This window comes from Streptomyces saintjeani (genome assembly GCF_055409605.1).
In genome coordinates this window covers 6,022,000-6,039,311 of the sequence record NZ_CP189624.1, presented here as the reverse complement: position 1 = coordinate 6,039,311, position 17,312 = coordinate 6,022,000, and the positions used below count along the sequence as shown (strand labels likewise).

General features: G+C 68.9%; 17 protein-coding genes. 13 read left to right on the top strand and 4 right to left on the bottom strand.

Features of this window, described 5'->3' with window-relative positions; translation table 11 throughout:
• Positions 1-37: 37 nt before the first annotated feature.
• Positions 38-721 (bottom strand): DUF1707 SHOCT-like domain-containing protein, encoded by a 684-nt coding sequence (locus tag ACQCO7_RS27670; protein WP_464074347.1) that lies wholly within the window; start codon positions 719-721, stop codon positions 38-40.
• A gap of 186 nt (positions 722-907) precedes the next feature.
• Between ACQCO7_RS27670 and ACQCO7_RS27665 the strand changes: the two genes are divergently transcribed.
• From ACQCO7_RS27665 to ACQCO7_RS27620, 10 genes are all read left to right on the top strand, one after another.
• The gene (locus ACQCO7_RS27665) at positions 908-2,581 is read left to right on the top strand and encodes a fumarate hydratase (protein ID WP_464074346.1); all 1,674 of its coding nucleotides are present in this window, start codon (positions 908-910) and stop codon (positions 2,579-2,581) included.
• Between the two features lie 181 nt (positions 2,582-2,762).
• Positions 2,763-2,969, top strand: a complete 207-nt coding sequence (locus tag ACQCO7_RS27660) for a hypothetical protein (RefSeq protein ID WP_464074345.1) — start codon at positions 2,763-2,765, stop codon at positions 2,967-2,969.
• A complete protein-coding gene (locus ACQCO7_RS27655) occupies positions 2,953-3,477 on the top strand; it encodes a DUF6879 family protein (protein WP_464074344.1) in 525 nt (174 codons plus the stop codon). Before ACQCO7_RS27660 ends, ACQCO7_RS27655 begins: the two co-directional genes overlap by 17 nt.
• Positions 3,467-4,309 (top strand): helix-turn-helix domain-containing protein, encoded by an 843-nt coding sequence (locus ACQCO7_RS27650; RefSeq protein WP_464074343.1) that lies wholly within the window; start codon positions 3,467-3,469, stop codon positions 4,307-4,309. Before ACQCO7_RS27655 ends, ACQCO7_RS27650 begins: the two co-directional genes overlap by 11 nt.
• A 68-nt stretch (positions 4,310-4,377) precedes the next feature.
• Positions 4,378-4,815, top strand: coding sequence for an ATP-binding protein (locus ACQCO7_RS27645; protein WP_464074342.1), 438 nt, complete (start codon positions 4,378-4,380; stop codon positions 4,813-4,815).
• A gap of 41 nt (positions 4,816-4,856) precedes the next feature.
• Positions 4,857-4,979: a hypothetical protein gene (locus ACQCO7_RS27640; protein ID WP_464074341.1), complete on the top strand. Its 123-nt coding sequence runs from the start codon at positions 4,857-4,859 to the stop codon at positions 4,977-4,979.
• A 17-nt stretch (positions 4,980-4,996) separates the two neighbouring features.
• The gene (locus ACQCO7_RS27635) at positions 4,997-6,121 is read left to right on the top strand and encodes a methyltransferase domain-containing protein (RefSeq protein ID WP_464077303.1); all 1,125 of its coding nucleotides are present in this window, start codon (positions 4,997-4,999) and stop codon (positions 6,119-6,121) included.
• Positions 6,122-6,473: 352 nt separating this feature from the next.
• Entirely contained in the window at positions 6,474-7,859 is a 1,386-nt protein-coding gene (locus ACQCO7_RS27630; protein WP_464074340.1) for a class II fumarate hydratase, read from the top strand.
• Positions 7,860-7,941: 82 nt separating this feature from the next.
• Complete coding sequence (gene fomD, locus ACQCO7_RS27625; protein WP_464074339.1) at positions 7,942-8,646, top strand: cytidylyl-2-hydroxypropylphosphonate hydrolase; 705 nt, start codon at positions 7,942-7,944, stop codon at positions 8,644-8,646.
• Positions 8,647-8,945: 299 nt separating this feature from the next.
• Positions 8,946-11,006 (top strand): SpoIIE family protein phosphatase, encoded by a 2,061-nt coding sequence (locus ACQCO7_RS27620; protein WP_464074338.1) that lies wholly within the window; start codon positions 8,946-8,948, stop codon positions 11,004-11,006.
• 55 nt (positions 11,007-11,061) lie between these two features.
• Here the strand turns inward: ACQCO7_RS27620 and ACQCO7_RS27615 are convergent, their stop codons facing one another.
• Complete coding sequence (locus ACQCO7_RS27615; RefSeq protein WP_464074337.1) at positions 11,062-13,518, bottom strand: transglycosylase domain-containing protein; 2,457 nt, start codon at positions 13,516-13,518, stop codon at positions 11,062-11,064.
• Positions 13,519-13,806: 288 nt separating this feature from the next.
• Between ACQCO7_RS27615 and ACQCO7_RS27610 the strand changes: the two genes are divergently transcribed.
• Both ACQCO7_RS27610 and ACQCO7_RS27605 read left to right on the top strand, forming a co-directional pair.
• A complete protein-coding gene (locus ACQCO7_RS27610; RefSeq protein ID WP_464074336.1) occupies positions 13,807-14,715 on the top strand; it encodes an SPFH domain-containing protein in 909 nt (302 codons plus the stop codon).
• The gene (locus ACQCO7_RS27605) at positions 14,712-14,975 is read left to right on the top strand and encodes a type II toxin-antitoxin system antitoxin (RefSeq protein WP_464074335.1); all 264 of its coding nucleotides are present in this window, start codon (positions 14,712-14,714) and stop codon (positions 14,973-14,975) included. The genes ACQCO7_RS27610 and ACQCO7_RS27605 overlap by 4 nt, the downstream gene beginning before the upstream one ends.
• A gap of 83 nt (positions 14,976-15,058) precedes the next feature.
• Here ACQCO7_RS27605 and ACQCO7_RS27600 read toward each other — a convergent pair whose 3' ends face one another.
• Both ACQCO7_RS27600 and ACQCO7_RS27595 read right to left on the bottom strand, forming a co-directional pair.
• Complete coding sequence (locus ACQCO7_RS27600; RefSeq protein WP_464074334.1) at positions 15,059-15,592, bottom strand: alkyl hydroperoxide reductase; 534 nt, start codon at positions 15,590-15,592, stop codon at positions 15,059-15,061.
• 2 nt (positions 15,593-15,594) lie between these two features.
• Positions 15,595-16,149, bottom strand: coding sequence for a peroxiredoxin (locus tag ACQCO7_RS27595; protein WP_464074333.1), 555 nt, complete (start codon positions 16,147-16,149; stop codon positions 15,595-15,597).
• A gap of 114 nt (positions 16,150-16,263) precedes the next feature.
• On the opposite strand from ACQCO7_RS27595, the gene ACQCO7_RS27590 reads away from it, so the two are divergent.
• The gene (locus ACQCO7_RS27590) at positions 16,264-17,232 is read left to right on the top strand and encodes a LysR substrate-binding domain-containing protein (RefSeq protein WP_464074332.1); all 969 of its coding nucleotides are present in this window, start codon (positions 16,264-16,266) and stop codon (positions 17,230-17,232) included.
• Positions 17,233-17,312: the final 80 nt, after the last annotated feature.

Sequence of the window (17,312 nt, the reverse complement as noted above, 5' to 3'; positions counted from 1 at the left end):
AGTTCCGAACCGCGGGTTTCGCATCCCTTCACGAGCGTCAACGGTCCAGATGCTTGCGCAAACCGCGATCCACCTTGCGCTGAACCCGATCGAGAATGTCCGCGACGAGGCGCCCGCGCCGGGGCTTGCCCTCCACGCTGCCGAGCACCGCCCAGCCGTCCAGATGCACCACCGGCGCGTCCGGATCGCCCGAGTCCATCGTGTCGACCTCGAAGCTGCCGAGGATGCCGCCGCCGTTCCCGCGCAGCGAGACGTTCTCCGGGACGCGGACCTCGACGCTGCCGAACACCGCGTACGCCTTGACGACGACCTGCTGGTACTCGAACAGGGCCTCGCTGAGGTCGATCTCCACGCTGCCGAAGACCGCGTACGCGTGGATACGGCGCCCCGCGCGCCAGCGCCCGCGCCGGGTGGCGCTGCTGAAGACGGCGACGATGTTGTCGTCCGGGTCGGCGGGCAGCGGGGGGCCCGCCGGGCGGGGCGGGGGCGCCGTACGGCTCTGGCCGGGGGCCGGGAGGTCCTGGACGAACACCTCCAGCTCGCCGACCGTCTTCGCGGCGAGTACGCCCTCGACGCGCTCGGCGTGCTCGTCGGCTGTGAGGCGGCCCTCGGCCAGGGCGTCACGGAGGATGTCGGCGACGCGGTCACGGTCGGCGTCCGAGGCGCGCAGGTCGGTGGGGGCCGGGGCGGGCTGTGGCGGCGTGTGCTTCTGAAGGTCCACGACAGCAGCGTAGCGAAACACGATAGATCGCGACACCCCCACGGGATTTTCATTATCATCGAACTAAGCCTTGCCTCACCGGGGCGTTGTCGGTGGCAGGTTCTACGCTGGACAGCGCTCGCCAACGGAGGCCGGCCCCCGCGCCGACCGCCGACCGCCACCCCGTCGAATGAGGAATGGGCGTCGATGCCTGAGTTCGCGTACACCGATCTGCTGCCCCTGGGAGAGGACACCACGCCCTACCGGCTGGTGACCTCCGAAGGCGTCTCCACCGTCGAGGGGCCGGACGGTCGCACGTTCCTCCAGGTCGAGCCCGAGGCGCTGCGCAAGCTCGCCGAGGAGGCCATCCACGACATCCAGCACTACCTGCGCCCCGCGCACCTCGCGCAGCTGCGCCGGATCGTCGACGACCCCGAGGCGTCCTCCAACGACAAGTTCGTCGCCCTCGACCTCCTCAAGAACGCGAACATCGCGGCGGCGGGCGTCCTGCCCATGTGCCAGGACACCGGCACGGCGATCGTCATGGGCAAGCGCGGCCAGAACGTCCTCACGCGCGGGGGCGACGAGGAGGCCCTCAGCCGCGGCATCTACGACGCGTACCTGAACCTCAACCTGCGCTACTCCCAGATGGCCCCGATCACCATGTGGGAGGAGAAGAACACCGGCTCCAACCTGCCCGCGCAGATCGAGCTGTACGCCACCGACGGCGGCGCCTACAAGTTCCTCTTCATGGCCAAGGGCGGCGGCTCCGCCAACAAGTCCTTCCTCTACCAGGAGACCAAGGCGGTCCTGAACGAGGCCTCCATGATGAAGTTCCTGGAGGAGAAGATCCGTTCGCTCGGTACGGCCGCCTGCCCGCCGTACCACCTCGCGATCGTCGTCGGCGGCACGTCGGCGGAGTACGCCCTCAAGACCGCGAAGTACGCCTCCGCGCACTACCTCGACGAGGCCCCCACCGAGGGCTCCGCGCTCGGGCACGGCTTCCGGGACAAGGAGCTGGAGGAGAAGGTCTTCGAGCTGACCCAGAAGATCGGCATCGGCGCGCAGTTCGGCGGCAAGTACTTCTGCCACGACGTCCGCGTCGTCCGCCTCCCGCGCCACGGCGCCTCCTGCCCCGTCGCCATCGCCGTCTCCTGCTCCGCCGACCGGCAGGCCGTCGCGAAGATCACCGCCGAGGGCGTGTTCCTGGAGCAGCTGGAGACCGACCCCGCGCGGTTCCTGCCGGAGACGACGGACGAGCACCTCTCCGCCGACGAGGAGGGCGTCGTCCGCATCGACCTCAACCAGCCGATGGACACGATCCTCGCCGAGCTGACCAAGTACCCCGTCAAGACCCGCCTCTCGCTCTCCGGCCCGCTGGTCGTCGCCCGCGACATCGCCCACGCGAAGATCAAGGAACGGCTCGACGCGGGCGAGGAGATGCCCCAGTACCTGAAGGACCACCCGGTCTACTACGCGGGCCCGGCGAAGACCCCCGAGGGCTACGCGTCCGGCTCCTTCGGCCCCACGACAGCCGGCCGCATGGACTCGTACGTCGCCCAGTTCCAGGCCGCCGGCGGCTCCAAGGTCATGCTCGCCAAGGGCAACCGCTCCCAGCAGGTCACCGCCGCCTGCGACACCCACGGCGGCTTCTACCTCGGCTCCATCGGCGGCCCCGCCGCCCGCCTCGCCCAGGACTGCATCAAGAAGGTCGAGGTCGTCGAGTACGAGGAGCTCGGCATGGAGGCGGTGTGGAAGATCGAGGTGGAGGACTTCCCCGCGTTCATCGTCGTGGACGACAAGGGCAACGACTTCTTCCAGGACCCGGCGCCTGCGCCTACGTTCACGACGATTCCGGTACGGGGGCCCGGGCTGGTCTGAGCCGCCTCCCGACAGACTCACAGAGCCCTCGGCACCCTGCCGGGGGCTCTGCTGCTGCCCGTGGGGCCTCGATTTACCCGACTACGCGAATATTGACGTTGCCTCATGGACGAGGATTCCGGCCCCTCGTACCGTCATGACCACAGGCCCCGACAAGGGCCAGCCACAAGGGGGTTTCGGCATGGCACGCGTGGAACTGACCCGGCTCACCGGCGACGGAGACGGCAACTGCGGCAAGGACGACTGCCCGAACGTCTACCGCACCGCCAACGGCTCGTTCGTGGTCCAGGGCGACCTTTCCCAGGCGTTCACGCCGTCCGAGGGTGAAGGGCTTGTGGAGATCCCCGAGAGCGTACTGAGGGAGGCGGTTCGTGTTCTTGGCTGGTGAGGAGTGGGCGGCACGCTTCGAAGGGTTTCAGCGGGAAGCGTGGAGACTTGAGACCCTGCCCCAGTACCTCATGCCGCAGGAAGCAGCCGAGTTCGAGGCGTTCAAAGCGGGGGCCCGAATAGACCCCCAAGCCGTGTCGAACGAGTACACCGACCGGCTGCGCCGACAAGCCGCAGAAGGGCGCATCCAAGGGCGCGTGCACATCGTTACGCGACCACTGACGGACTATCTGCAATTCGAGTTCGCTCAGTATTACGCGCCGCACTCGCTGGCGGGTGAGCGGATCCGCATTCTCGACGTGACCGACCGGGACAACCCGCTGGCCGGCGTTCAGGACTTCTGGATGTTCGACCACGCCGAAGTGGTGCTGATGAATTACCGCCCGGACGGGCAGCAGATAAACCGCGAAGTCTACGAAGGGGATGTGGCCAGGTTCATCGAATACCAGCTCATCGCGGTAGCCGAGTCGATGCCCCTTGAGGAGTACGTGAAGGGCATTGACGTTTGAGCCCGAAAGCCTAGGTCAATCCAGGTCTGACCTAGCGGAAGCCCTGAGAGGCCAGCGCAGACGAGCCGGGAAAACACAATCCTGGCTCGCTCGCCGCTGCAACATGTCTCAAACCAAGGTGAGTAACATCGAGAGCGGCAAGCTCACTCCCTCTCTTGTCGACGTTGAATTGATCCTGGAAGCCCTCGGAGCCGACACTCCCATTGCGGCCGAGATTCTTTCACTGGCCAGGACGGCCAATACCGAATGGCAAGACCACTGGTCGTCTCGCCGCAAAGGATTGGACAAGAAACAGAACGAGCTAGCTAGACTCGAAGCAGTCTCGACAGAGTTCCGATTCTTCCTGCTCTCCATGATTACCGGGCTCCTCGCCACACCCGAATACGTGCGCGCGAGCATTGCCGATGTTCCTGGCGACCAGTCGAAGACCATCGCGAAGAAGCTGGAACGGCAACAGGTTCTCTACGACAACTCGAAGTCGTTCACCTTCATTCTGACCGAACAAGCGGTCAGGTGGCCACTCCTGCCCCCCATGGCCATGGCCATGCAACTCGACCGGCTCGCATCAGTCTCCCGCTTTCCGAACGTTCACATAGGAGTGATCCCGCTGGGCGGACATATTCCAGAACGACCACTCAACACATTCACGCTCTATGACCGCCGCCTCGCCACCGTGGAAACTGGCACAGGCGCTCTGATATTGCGTGACCACAGAGACGTGACTGCCTACTTAAGCGACTTCGAGGCATACAAGCGATACGCAGTGTTTGGCGACAAGTTCCGGACCCTTCTGGCCGAGTGGTCCATGATTTTCACCCGACAACGCCAATAACAATGGATGTGCTCCCGTCTCGTCACTACCGTGGGTCAGGACAGCAACAAGGCGGACAAGGGGGTCGAATGGCCGACGTCACTCAGGAGGAAGCCCCGGCTTCAGATGTCATGCGGTGGAGCTGGAAGAGGAATCCGAAATGCGTTCGGCTGGCGAGGGCGCAGCTGCGGAAGTACCTGGCGAATCAAGGCGGGGTCGAGCTGGAGGATGTTGCCGTTCTCCTGCTTTCCGAGCTGATGACCAACTCGGTGAATCATGCACACGTTCCGCCGGGCCGGGAGATCGAGACCGTATTCATGCTCAGCCCTGAAACCCTACGGATCGAGGTCTCGGACGCTTCCAACGAATTCCCGACCCTCCGGCATGCCGACGTGGACGCCGACGCAGGGCGGGGTCTCCAGCTGGTGGCGGCTTTGGCCGACCGTTGGCATGTCGACGCGCGCATGGTCAACGACCACTACGCGGTCGGAAAGACCATCTGGTTCGAGATCGACCGCACATCCTGAGAAGCCCACGAGAAACCACCGCACATCTGGAGGTGCTCGACATGCTTGACATGACTGGCGGCGGAGACGGCCTGCCCGGCGAGCCCTGGCCCGGACCGCCCGCCCCGCCCACCCCGGACGGTGGCCCCGGCGTCCCCAACCCGCCCAAGAAGCGGGTCAGTTGAGTCCCGGCTGGGAAGAGTTGGGGCGTGTTCTCGCGGCCGGGGGTGCCCTCTCTTCCGACTGGGCGCCCTCCTTCGCCGCGGTCCCCCGTGCCCCGTTCCTCCCCGACCTCGTCTGGCCGTTCGACATGGAGACGGGGAGGTGCGTGCCCGTGTCGAGGCCGGCCGAGCCGGAACTCTGGTGGCGGTATGCGGAGTCGGACGTCCCCCTGGTCACGCAGTGGGACGACGAAGAGCATGTGGGCCCGGAGCCCGGGGGCGTCGCGACGTCGTCCGCGTCCATGCCGTCCGTCGTGCTCAGGATGCTCCGGGATCTCGGCGTACGGCCAGGGCACCGCGTACTGGAGATCGGCACCGGCACCGGCTGGAACGCGGCTCTGCTGGCACACCGGCTGGGCGCCGGGAACGTCACCACGGTCGAGGTCGACCCCGGAGTCGCGGCTCAGGCGCGAGGCGTACTCCCGGTGCGGGTCGTGCTGGGCGACGGGCTCAAGGGGGTTTGGGAGGGAGCCCCGTACGACAGGGTCATCGCGACGTGCGGGATCCGTTCCGTGCCCTTCGCGTGGGTGCGCCAGTGCCGGCCGGGCGGCGTCATCGTCGCCCCTTGGGGAACGCACTACGGCCATGACGACGCCGTTGTCCGATTGGCGGTCGCCGGGGACGGCGAAAGTGCCACGGGCCCCTTCACCGGCCCCGTCGAGTTCATGAAGGCACGGACTCAACGACTCCCGTCCATCGTCCACTCCGACTACGTCGACGGCTCTCCCGACCGCGAGAGGTCGTCCACCACGATCACGGAAGGCGACTTCCTCGGGGAACGCTTCGATCCACGGCGGTTCGCCGTCGGGGCGAGTCTCCGCGAGTGCGTTCACGTCGCCGCTGAGAAGCGGGACGGGAAACGCCCTGTGTGGTTCTACGGACTCACCGACCGCTCGTGGGCGTGCGCGGTGTTCCACGACGGCTCTCCCGCACGCGTATGGCAGGCGGGGCCGCGCCGCCTCTGGGACGAGGCCGCATCGGCGTACAGGTGGTGGCACGAGCAGGGGAAACCCGGCTTCGGACGGTTCGGCCTGACCGTCACCGCCGACGCGGAGACCGTCTGGCTCGACGATCCGGAGAATCCGGTTCCGGCGGCTCCCGGATGAGCAACGCGTACGACTGAAGGGGCGGGGCGGCCGGATTCGAACCGGCGTCCTCCGAGATGATGTCGCGGCGCACTACCTCTGTGCTACGACCCCGCCTTGCGAGGAAGGTTACGGGGGTCGGCGGGGGCGGCGCACGGGAATAACGGGTCGGCGGGCGGCAGCCGTGGGAGGCATATGCGCCTGTTGCCGATGGCCGTGTGCTTTCGATACCGAGGGCTCGTCTCCTTCACCGCGCTCGGGCCCGCCGTCGCCGCCGCAGGTACCGCCTCCGGCTGTGCGGCCGACCTCACCGGATCGGGTGAACATCCGCCCCGCCAGGAACAAGTGAGCGACCCCGTTCGCTGTACGGGACATGAGCGACTACCGCATCGAGCACGACTCCATGGGCGAGGTCAGAGTCCCGGCGCACGCGAAGTGGCGGGCCCAGACGCAGCGGGCCGTGGAGAACTTCCCGGTCTCCGGCCAGCGCATCGAGCGCGCGCACATCGAGGCGCTGGCCCGCATCAAGGGCGCGGCGGCGAAGGTCAACGCCGAGCTCAAGGTGCTGGACGCGGACATCGCGCGGGCGATCCAGGAGGCCGCGGCGGAGGTCGCCGAGGGGAAGTGGGACGAGCACTTCCCGGTGGACGTGTTCCAGACGGGCTCGGGAACGTCGTCCAACATGAACGCGAACGAGGTGATCGCGACCCTGGCGACGGAGCGCCTCGGCAAGGACGTGCACCCCAACGACCATGTGAACGCCTCCCAGTCGTCGAACGACGTCTTCCCCTCGTCGATCCACATCGCGGCGACGGCGGCGGTCACGCACGACCTGATCCCGGCCCTGGAGCACCTCGCGGCGTCCCTGACCCGCAAGTCGCGGGAGTTCGCGGACGTCGTCAAGTCGGGGCGCACGCACCTGATGGACGCGACCCCGGTCACGCTGGGACAGGAGTTCGGTGGGTACGCCGCGCAGGTGACGTACGGCGTCGAGCGCCTGCGCGCCTCGCTCCCCCGCCTCGCCGAACTCCCCCTCGGCGGCACGGCGGTGGGCACCGGCATCAACACTCCGCCCGGCTTCTCGGCGGCGGTGATCGCGGAGGTGGCCCGCGCGACCGGCCTGCCGCTCACGGAGGCCCGCGACCACTTCGAGGCGCAGGGCGCGCGGGACGGCATCGTCGAGACCAGCGGACAGCTCAGGACGATCGCGGTCGGCCTCACGAAGATCGCCAACGACCTGCGCTGGATGTCGTCGGGGCCCCGCACGGGCCTCGCCGAGATCTCGCTCCCCGACCTCCAGCCGGGCTCCTCGATCATGCCGGGCAAGGTCAACCCGGTGATCCCGGAAGCGGTGTTGATGGTCGCGGCGCAGGTCACGGGCAATGACGCGACGGTCGCGACGGCGGGCGCGGCCGGCAACTTCGAGCTGAACGTGATGCTCCCGGTGATCGCGAAGAACGTCCTGGAGTCGGTCCGCCTGCTGGCGAACGTCTCGCGCCTGCTCGCGGACCGCACGGTCGACGGCATCGTGGCGCACCGCGAACGCGCGCGCGAGTACGCCGAGTCGTCGCCGTCGGTGGTGACGCCGCTCAACAAGTACATCGGGTACGAGGAGGCCGCGAAGGTCGCCAAGAAGGCGCTCGCGGAGAGGAAGACGATCCGGCAGGTGGTCGTCGAGGGCGGGTACGTGGAGAGGGGGGATCTGACGGTCGAGCAGCTCGACGAGGCGCTGGATGTCCTGCGGATGACACATCCGTAACCAGCGGTGACGCAGCTTTAAGATCGCGAGAACCATGACCGAAGCCACAGCGCTGATTGGCCTGGGCACCTAATATCTGGTCATGGCAGACGAGGGAGCGGTGAGCGGCGTGAACGGTTCGGTGACGGGTGGCTCCCCGCCGGTCCGCTGGGCGCCGGGCACCCCCGTCCTGTGGCGCTACCGGGCCAACGGCTCGGAGGGCTTCCACATCGCCCGCCCCGTCACCGTCGTACGGGACGACGCCGACCTCCTCGCGGTCTGGCTCGCGCCCGGCACGGACTGCGTGAAGCCGGGCCTCGCGGACGGCACCCCGGTGCACCAGGAGCCGCTGGAGACGCGGTACACGAAGCCCCGTACCCTCCGGCGGGGCCGCTGGTTCGGGACCGGCGTCCTGAAGCTCGCGCGGCCCGGCGAGCCGTGGTCGGTGTGGCTGTTCTGGGAACCGGGCTGGCAGTTCAAGAACTGGTACGTCAATCTGGAGGAGCCGCTGGCCCGTTGGGCGGGCGGCGTGGACTCCGAGGACCACTTCCTCGACATCTGCGTACATCCGGACCGGAGTTGGGAATGGCTCGACGAGGACGAGTTCGCGCAGGCGCAGCGGGTCGGGCTGATGGACACCGAGGCGGCGGCGCGGGTGCGCGCGGCGGGGCTCGCCGCGGTGGAGGTGATCCGCGCCTGGGGGGCGCCGTACCGGGACGGCTGGGAGAGCTGGCGCCCGGATCCGTCCTGGAACGTCCCCGTTCTGCCGCAGGACTGGGACCGTACCCCCATGCATGCTTCACCATGAGACCCTTGATGCGCCCCGGGACGGCAACCGTAGGATCGTCGTCCGGAAGGGCAGTGCGGCAGTAACTCCCGGAGCAGACACCAGGTCTGACCGAACGTCACCGAGGGGCGGCAGGACGTGAGCGAGGGGTACGAGGGCAACACCGGGCCGGACGGCGGCAAGCCGTCACCGGCCGGCACGGAAACAGCCTGCGCTCACGCCGGTTTCCCGTTCCGGGGACACGTATTCCGGGTATCGGATTTTCTGCGGGACCGACTGCGCGTACGGCGCGCAGCCCCGGACGGACGGATTCGACACGCGTGACGGAGCACCCGACCTCCTTCGAACGCCCTCAGGGCGCCGACCCCGCGGATCCCCGCGGGGCGCTCCTGCGTTCCCCGGCGCACACGCCGGGCACCGCGGCACTGGAGACACCGCCGTACGAGCCGGGCGGTGACAACCCGAGCAACCCCAGCGGCACAAGCGGCACAAGCAACGCGAGCGACATGGGCAAGGACCCCGAGCACTCGCAGCCGGTGGCCGCGGAGCCCGACGCGCACCGCCCCCGGCCCTCACCGGAGTCCATCCCCGCGCAGCCGGGCGGCGCAGTGCCGCAGGAGCGGCGCAAGGGCGAGGGCCTGCCGCCGGGCCAGCCGACGCCGATGCGGCGCGACGGGGACCGGCTCAGGTTCGTCGGCGCGGCCACCCGGCGCATCGCGCGCGGCATCGACCTCGACGAGATCGTGATGGGCCTGTGCCGGGCGACCGTGCCGACCTTCTCCGACGCGATCCTCGTCTACCTGCGCGACCCGCTGCCGGTCGGCGACGAACGGCCCACCGGACCCCTGGTGCTGCGCCTGCGCCGTACCGACCGCATCCCCGAGGAGCAGGACTCGGAGGCCGGGTTCATCATCCCGGCGCCGCTGCCCGAGCCGTCCGAGATCTCCGAACTGTCGTCCGCGATCGCCGAGTTGTGCGAGGTACGGCAGGGCGGGGCGCTCGCGGAGGTGCTGCGCGGGGTACGGCCGGTGTTCGCTGACGCGCCCGCCGCACGCGCCGCGCTGCCGGAACTCCTCGGTGAGGACAGCCAGTTGGTCGTCCCCGGCGGGCAGCGCGCGATTCTCGCGCCGTTGCGCGGTCGGCGCCGGGTGATCGGCGCGACGGTCTTCATCCGCCGCGCGGACCGCTTCCCCTTCGAGCCGGACGACCTGCTGGTGGCCGCCCAACTGGCCACGCACAGCGCGCTGGGCATCGACAAGGCGGTCCTGTACGGCCGTGAGGCGTACATCGCGGACGAGTTGCAGCGCACGATGCTGCCCGACCACCTCCCCCGCCCCACCGGCGTCCGCCTCGCCTCCCGCTACCTCCCCGCCGCCGAGACGGCCCGCGTCGGCGGCGACTGGTACGACGCGATCCCGCTGCCCGGCAGCCGCGTCGCCCTCGTCGTCGGCGACGTCATGGGCCACTCGATGACGTCCGCCGCGATCATGGGCCAGCTCCGTACGACCGCCCAGACCTTGGCCGGGCTCGACCTGCCGCCCCAGGAGGTCCTGCACCACCTCGACGAGCAGGCCCAGCGGCTCGGCCAGGACCGCATGGCCACCTGCCTCTACGCGGTGTACGACCCGGTGTCGCACCGCATCACCGTCGCCAACGCCGGTCATCCGCCGCCCGTCCTGCTGCACCTCGGCGGCCGGGCCGAGGTCCTCAAGGTGCCGCCGAACGCGCCCATCGGAGTCGGGGGAGTCGACTTCGAGGCCGTCGAACTGGACGCGCCGGCCGGCGGGACGCTGCTCCTGTACACCGACGGGCTCGTGGAGTCCCGGCTGCGGGACGTCTGGACCGGGATAGAGGCCCTGCGCGAGAAGCTCGCCGCGACCGCGCAGCTGACCGGGCCCGATCATCCGCCGCCGCTCGAAGCGCTGTGCGACGAGGTGCTCGACATGCTCGGTCCCGGTGACCGGGACGACGACATCGCGCTGCTCGCCGCGCGCTTCGACGGGATCGCGCCCAGTGACGTCGCGTACTGGTTCCTGGAGCCGGAGGACGCGGCGCCCGGCCGTGCGCGGCGGCTCGCGCGAAGGGCGCTGGCTCGCTGGGGACTTGAGGAACTCAGCGATTCCGTCGAGCTGTTGGTGAGCGAGGTCGTCACCAACGCGGTGCGGTACGCCTCCCGGCCGGTGACGCTGAGGCTGCTGCGGACCGACGTCCTGCGCTGCGAAGTCGGGGACGACGTACCGCAGTTGCCCCGGCTGCGGAACGCTCGCGCGACGGACGAGGGCGGGCGGGGGCTGTACCTCGTCAACAAGCTGGCCCGGCGGTGGGGGGCTACGCGGCTCTCCACCGGCAAGGTTGTCTGGTTCGAGCTGAACAGGAACTGACAGCAGGCAAGAAAGAGGCGCCCCGTACTTCCAAGTACTGGGCGCCTCTTTCTTGTTACTGGCCTTCTCTCGGCTCGAACGGGTTCCCCCCGCTCGTTCCCAGCGTGTCCCCGCCCGTCGGTGTCGGGGTCGGGGAGTTGCTCGGGGTCGGACTCGACGACGGCGACGGGGAGTTCGTCGGGGTCGGGGTCGGGGACGGGCTGGGCGACTTGCTCGGGGACGGGGACGGCGAAGGGGAGTTGCTCGGCTTCGGCGAGGGGCTCGGGGACGGGGTGGCCGTGACCGTCGGCTGGACCGCCGCGCCCTGCGTGGTCTCCAGGTCGAACTTGGAGACCTTCGAGGAGACGCCGAACGTGTAGTCGGCCCAGATCTGCGCCGGGTAACCACCGCCGTTGATACGGCCCTTGCCGGGGATCAGCCCGGTCGCGCCGGTCAGCGTGACCTGCGGGTGCGGCGGCTTCGCGGACTCGCCGAAGAGGCCGACCGACGTCACCAGGTCCGGCGTATAGGCCGTGAACCAGGCCGACTTGTTGTCGTCCGAGGTACCCGTCTTGCCCGCGACCTTCTGCCCGTTGCGGTTCGGGTTGTCCCGCACGGACGTCTTGGCCGTACCGTCGTCGACCACGCCGGTCAGGACGGACGTGACCGTGTCGGCGGCCTCGCGGGTGATGACCTGTTCGCCGATCGGGTTCGGCTTGATGGTGATCGTGGAGGACTCGGCCTCCTCGATGAGCGCCGGGGTGACCTTCTTGCCGTGGTTGTCGAGAGTGGCGTACACCCCCGCCATCTGGAGCGGGCTCGCCCCCATGGTGCCGAGGGTCTGCGCGGGGACGGCCTTCAGGTCGGCGGTGTCCATGCCCAGCGCCTTGGCGGTGTCCATCACCTTGTCCATCCCGACGTCCACACCGAGCTGGGCGAACACCGAGTTGATGGACTTGTTCATCGCCGTCTGGACGGTGACCTGGCCGTAGTCCTGGTCGTCCTCGTTCTCCGGCGCGAACCCGATCGGACTGCCGACGACCGGGCGTTTGCTGGTGCCGTCGTACATCGAGTTCACGTTGATCGTGTCGCCGTCCTGTGTCTTCGCGTCGTGCGCGAGGGCGGCGGCGAGGATGACGGGCTTGAACGTGGACGCCGGCTGGTAGTCGGTGCGGGTCGCGTTGTTGAGGTAGTGCTCCAGGTAGTCCGTACCGCCGTACATCGCGAGGACCTTCCCGGTCTTCGGGTCGACGGATGCGGCCCCGGCCTGGACGTCGCCGTCCACGGAGCGTTTCTTCTTGTCCAGCTTGCTGGTGAGCTGCTCCTTGACGGACGTTTCGAGCGCCGCCTGCTTCTTCTTGTCGATGTTGAGGGTGATGGTCCAGCCGCCCCGGGTGACCAGGGCATCGGCCTCGGACCTGCTGGCGGCGCGGCCGGTGGCGACGAGTTGCCGGGAGAGTTCCTTCTTCGCCGCGTCGACGAGGTAGCCGACCTGGCCCTTGTTGCCGGCGGCGGGCTTGGGGTCGAGCGGGATCGGGAACGTCATCGCGTCCCGCTTGGTCTTGTCCAGCCACTTCTGGCCGACCATGTTGTCCAGGACGTAGTTCCAGCGGGCCTGGACGAGCTTCTTGCCGGTCGGGGTGGCCGCCGCCCAGTCGTACTGGCTGGGGGCCTGGAGGAGGGCGGCGAGGTAGGCGCCCTGTTCGACGCTGAGGCGGTCCGCGTCGACGCGGTAGTACGCCTGGGCCGCCGCCTGGATGCCGTACGCGCCACGGCCGTAGTAGCTCGTGTTGATGTACCCGGCGAGGATGTAGTCCTTGGACTTCTGGCGGTCCAGCTTCAGGGAGATGACGATCTCCTGGAGCTTGCGGGTGACCGTCTGTTCCTGGGTGAGGTAGTAGTTCTTGACGTACTGCTGGGTGATGGTCGAACCGCCCTGCGCGCCGCGCCCGGCGATGGTGTTGAGGATGCCTCGGGCGGTGCCCTTGAGGTCGATGCCGGAGTCGCTGTAGAAGGTCTTGTTCTCGGCGGCGACGAAGGTGCGCTGGACGTCCTTCGGGATCTTGGAGAGGGCGACGTTCTCGCGGTTGAGGTCGCCGTCGCGGGCGAGGACCGTGCCGTCGCTGTAGCGGATGACGTTGCTCTGCTTGAGCGCGTCGGCGTTCCCGGCCGGGATGTCGATCATCATGTACGCGGCGATGAAGGTGCCGATGCCGAGGAGGCACACGCCGAGGAACGTCCCCAGGATCTTCTTCCAGGTGAACATCCTGCGCAGGAAGCTACGGCCGTCCTTGCCCTTGGGGCCGGTCGCGTCCTTACCCTTTTTCTTACCGTTCTTTTGTGCCGCGCGGCGCGCTGCCGCCCGGCCGCCGGGTATCGGCTCCGAGGCGCCGGGAGGGCCGCCGGGAGCGGCGCCGGGAGCCTCGTACGAAGGACCCGCGGGCGGCTCCGTGGCCACCTGCTCCGAGCGTTCCCTGGGCGCGGCGCGGCGGCCACCGCGCTGTCGCGCACGTCTGTCGTCCGCTCGTCCCATGAGTCCGCTCGCTCCGCTTCCTTCTCGGCAGTCACTCCAGTGCCCGTGAGGCAGATCAGCCCCGGTGGGCAGGTCAGCTCAGAAAACTAACATCGCTCTCTATGACAAAGGTCCGCCGATGCGGACTCTTACGGGCGTGAGAATGAGCACCCGGGCACAACGGGCCCCAGGGGCACACCCGTTCCTCCCCAACGTTTTCGACGCTTCCGAACGCCCAAGGGTTGCCGTGAGCCGAAAAAGTGATATCACTTAGCTAGACCAACGCTAGTGACCTCGGGGGGACATCCCATGACCGAACAGAACATGACGGACAATCCGGTACGAGAGTTCCCGGCGCACAGCGTCGGCGGCGGGCTCGCCCTGTCGCTCGGGCTCCTCGGGCTGTTCGGCGGCATCGGCGCGGCGATCTCGGCCGCCGCCGTCACGGCCGTCGCCGCCAAGGCCGTCCTCATCACCGGCGGCATCGTCGTCGCCGTCGTCGCGCTCTTCGTCCTCACCGGGCTCAACATGATCGCGCCGGGTGAGGCGCGGGTCGTGCAGCTCTTCGGGCGGTACCGGGGGACGCTGCGGGACGACGGGCTGCGGTGGGTGAACCCGTTCTCGTCCCGCGCGAAGATCTCGACGCGGGTGCGCAATCACGAGACGCCCGTGCTGAAGGTCAACGACGCGTACGGCAACCCCATCGAGCTGGCCGCCGTCGTCGTGTGGCGGGTCGAGGACACCGCTCAGGCGAGCTTCGAGGTCGACAACTACCTGGAGTTCGTCTCCACGCAGACCGAGGCGGCCGTCCGGCACATCGCCATCGAGTACCCCTACGACGCCCACGACGAGGGCGGTCTCTCCCTGCGCGGCAACGCCGAGGAGATCACCGAGAAGCTGGCCGTCGAACTGCGCGAGCGCGTCGACACCGCCGGTGTCCAGATCATCGAGTCGCGCTTCACGCATCTCGCGTACGCTCCTGAGATCGCCTCCGCGATGCTTCAGCGGCAGCAGGCGGGCGCGGTCGTCGCGGCCCGGCGCGAGATCGTCGACGGCGCGGTGGGCATGGTCGAGGCGGCGCTCGCCCGCATCACCGAGCAGGACATCGTGGAACTCGACAACGAGCGCAAGGCGGCGATGGTGTCCAACCTGATGGTGGTCCTCTGCGGGGACCGCGCGCCCCAGCCCGTCCTCAACACCGGGACCCTCTACCAGTGACCTCCTCCCCCTCTCCCGGCGAGCGTCGGCCGCAGCGCAAGCAGGTCCTGCTGCGGCTGGACCCGTCCGTCTACGACGCGCTGGCCCGGTGGGCCGGTGACGAACTGCGGTCCGCCAACGCGCAGATCGAGTTCCTGTTGCGGAAGGCGTTGCAGGAGGCGGGGAGGTTGCCGGGGGGTGCGGGGCCGCTGCCGCGCAGGGGGAGGCCGCCGGGGGGGTCCGGTTCAGGGTCGGGATCGGGGTTCCGGGACGGGGCGTAACCCTCCTGGCGGTGAGGGGAGCTGGGCCGTCGGCGCCAACGCACTACGGCGGCCCCGCTCAGCGGGGCCGCCGTACGCGTATGTCAGTCCCCGAGAATCTCCTCCGCCTCCAGCGTGACCCCGACCGCCTGGATCACCGAGGCGATCTTGAACGCCTCCTGGATCACCTCGCGGTCGACTCCCGCCTTCCGCAACACCTGTTCGTGCGAGTCCAGACACGCCCCGCACGCGTTGATCGCCGACACCGCGAACGACCACAGCTCGAAGTCGACCTTCTCGACGCCGGGGTTGCCGATGATGTTCATGCGCAGGCCCGCGCGGAGGTTGCCGTACTCGTGGTCCGAGAGCAGGTGCCGGGTGCGGTAGAAGACGTTGTTCATCGCCATGACCGCGGCGGCCGACTTCGCGGCCCGGTACGCCTCCGGCGACAGCATCTCCCGCGCGTCCGGGGCGAGTTCACGCAGGACGACGGGTGAGCGGGAGGCGATGGCCGTCGCCAGGACCGTGCCCCACAGCTGCTGCGGCGGGAGTTCGGAGTTGGCGATGACCGAACTCAGGTTGAGGCGGAGGTCCTTGGCGTAGTCGGGTATCCGGGACTTGAGGGCGTCGAGACTCAACGTCACTCACCCGCCAGGAGTTTGGTGGGGTCGAGGGTCGCCTCGCCCTTGGTCCAGTTGCAGGGGCACAGCTCGTCGGTCTGGAGGGCGTCCAGCACGCGCAGCACCTCCTTGGGGTTCCGGCCGACGGACCCGGCGGTGACCATCGTGAACTGGATCTCCTTGTTGGGGTCCACGATGAAGACGGCGCGCTGGGCGAAGCCGTCCTCGCCCTCGATGCCGAGGTCGCGCATCAGCTCGTGCCGGGAGTCCGCCAGCATCGGGAACGGCAGGTCGCGCAGGTCGTCGTGGTCCTTGCGCCAGGCGTGGTGGACGAACTCGGAGTCGCCGGAGAAGCCGAGGATCTGGGCGTCACGGTCGGCGAAGTCGTCGTTCAGCCTGCCGAACGCGGCGATCTCGGTGGGGCACACGAAGGTGAAGTCCTTGGGCCACGCGAAGACGACCAGCCACTTTCCCTCGTACGACTTGTGGTGGACCGTCTCGAACTCCTTCCCCTTCTCCAGCGAGACACAGGCGGTCAGTTCGAACTCGGGGAACTTGTCACCGACAGTGAGCATGAGCGCTCCTTGTAGCGAGAGGGTCGAGGGGGTCGGACGACGCAGATGCTTGCACAAGGTGCATTAATTACGGAAATAGCTACACTCGGGAGTGTTGATCGGAGGTGGTTATCAGTGACCGTGGGTAATGCCGGGGCCAGAAGGCGCCAGCCCAGTCTCGCTCAGCTGAGGGCGTTCGCCGCAGTCGCCGAGCACCTGCACTTCCGGGACGCGGCGGCGGCGATCGGCATGAGCCAGCCCGCGCTGTCGGGGGCGGTGGCCGCGCTGGAGGAGGCTCTGGAGGTGACGCTCCTGGAGCGGACGACGCGCAAGGTGCTGCTCTCCCCGGCGGGCGAGCGCATCGCGGTGCGGGCGCGGGCGGTGCTCGCGGAGGTCGGGTCGCTGCTGGAGGAGGCGGAGGCGGTGCGCGCGCCGTTCACGGGGGCGCTGCGCCTCGGGGTGATCCCGACCGTCGCGCCGTACCTGCTGCCCACGGTCATCGACCTGGTGCACGGCCGCTACCCGGCGCTGGACCTCCAGGTCCACGAGGAGCAGACGACGAGTCTCCTGGACGGCCTCACGACGGGCCGCCTGGACCTGCTGCTGCTCGCGATCCCGCTGGGCGTGTCGGGCGTCGTCGAACTCCCGCTGTTCGACGAGGACTTCGTCCTGGTGACTCCGCTGGACCATCCCCTCGGCGGCCAACGGGACGTCCCCCGGGAGAAGTTGAGGGAGCTGAACCTCCTTCTTCTCGACGAGGGGCACTGCTTGAGGGATCAGGCCCTCGACATCTGCCGCGAAGCCGGCCGGGGCGACACCCCGGTCACGACGACGGCCGCCGGCCTCTCCACCCTCGTCCAGCTCGTCGCGGGCGGCCTCGGCTGCACGCTGCTGCCGAGTACGGCGGTGACGGTGGAGACGGCGCGCAGCCCGCATCTGCTGGTGTCGGCGTTCGCGGCTCCGGCGCCCTCGCGGCGGATCGCCCTCGTAACGCGGACGGGGGCGGCGCGGGCGGGCGAGTACCGCGAACTGGCGGCGGCGTTGCGGGAGTCGCTGCGGGCGTTGCCGGTGCGGACGGTCGGGGCTTCGCAGACCGGGCCGTGAAAAGCCGTGCCGTGGAAGGGAGTCGGGCGAGCAGGCCCCCACGGCCCGCTCGCCCGAGGGCGGCCCTGTTTCCCCACGCC

Coding starts and splice junctions, on each gene's coding strand:
- ACQCO7_RS27660 (WP_464074345.1), top strand. CDS start 2,763: ATGGCACGCGTGGAACTGACCCGGCTCACCGGCGACGGAGACGGCAAC.
- ACQCO7_RS27665 (WP_464074346.1), top strand. CDS start 908: ATGCCTGAGTTCGCGTACACCGATCTGCTGCCCCTGGGAGAGGACACC.
- ACQCO7_RS27615 (WP_464074337.1), bottom strand. CDS start 13,518: ATGGGACGAGCGGACGACAGACGTGCGCGACAGCGCGGTGGCCGCCGC.
- ACQCO7_RS27610 (WP_464074336.1), top strand. CDS start 13,807: ATGACCGAACAGAACATGACGGACAATCCGGTACGAGAGTTCCCGGCG.
- ACQCO7_RS27645 (WP_464074342.1), top strand. CDS start 4,378: ATGGCCGACGTCACTCAGGAGGAAGCCCCGGCTTCAGATGTCATGCGG.
- ACQCO7_RS27595 (WP_464074333.1), bottom strand. CDS start 16,149: ATGCTCACTGTCGGTGACAAGTTCCCCGAGTTCGAACTGACCGCCTGT.
- fomD (WP_464074339.1), top strand. CDS start 7,942: ATGGCAGACGAGGGAGCGGTGAGCGGCGTGAACGGTTCGGTGACGGGT.
- ACQCO7_RS27630 (WP_464074340.1), top strand. CDS start 6,474: ATGAGCGACTACCGCATCGAGCACGACTCCATGGGCGAGGTCAGAGTC.
- ACQCO7_RS27640 (WP_464074341.1), top strand. CDS start 4,857: ATGCTTGACATGACTGGCGGCGGAGACGGCCTGCCCGGCGAGCCCTGG.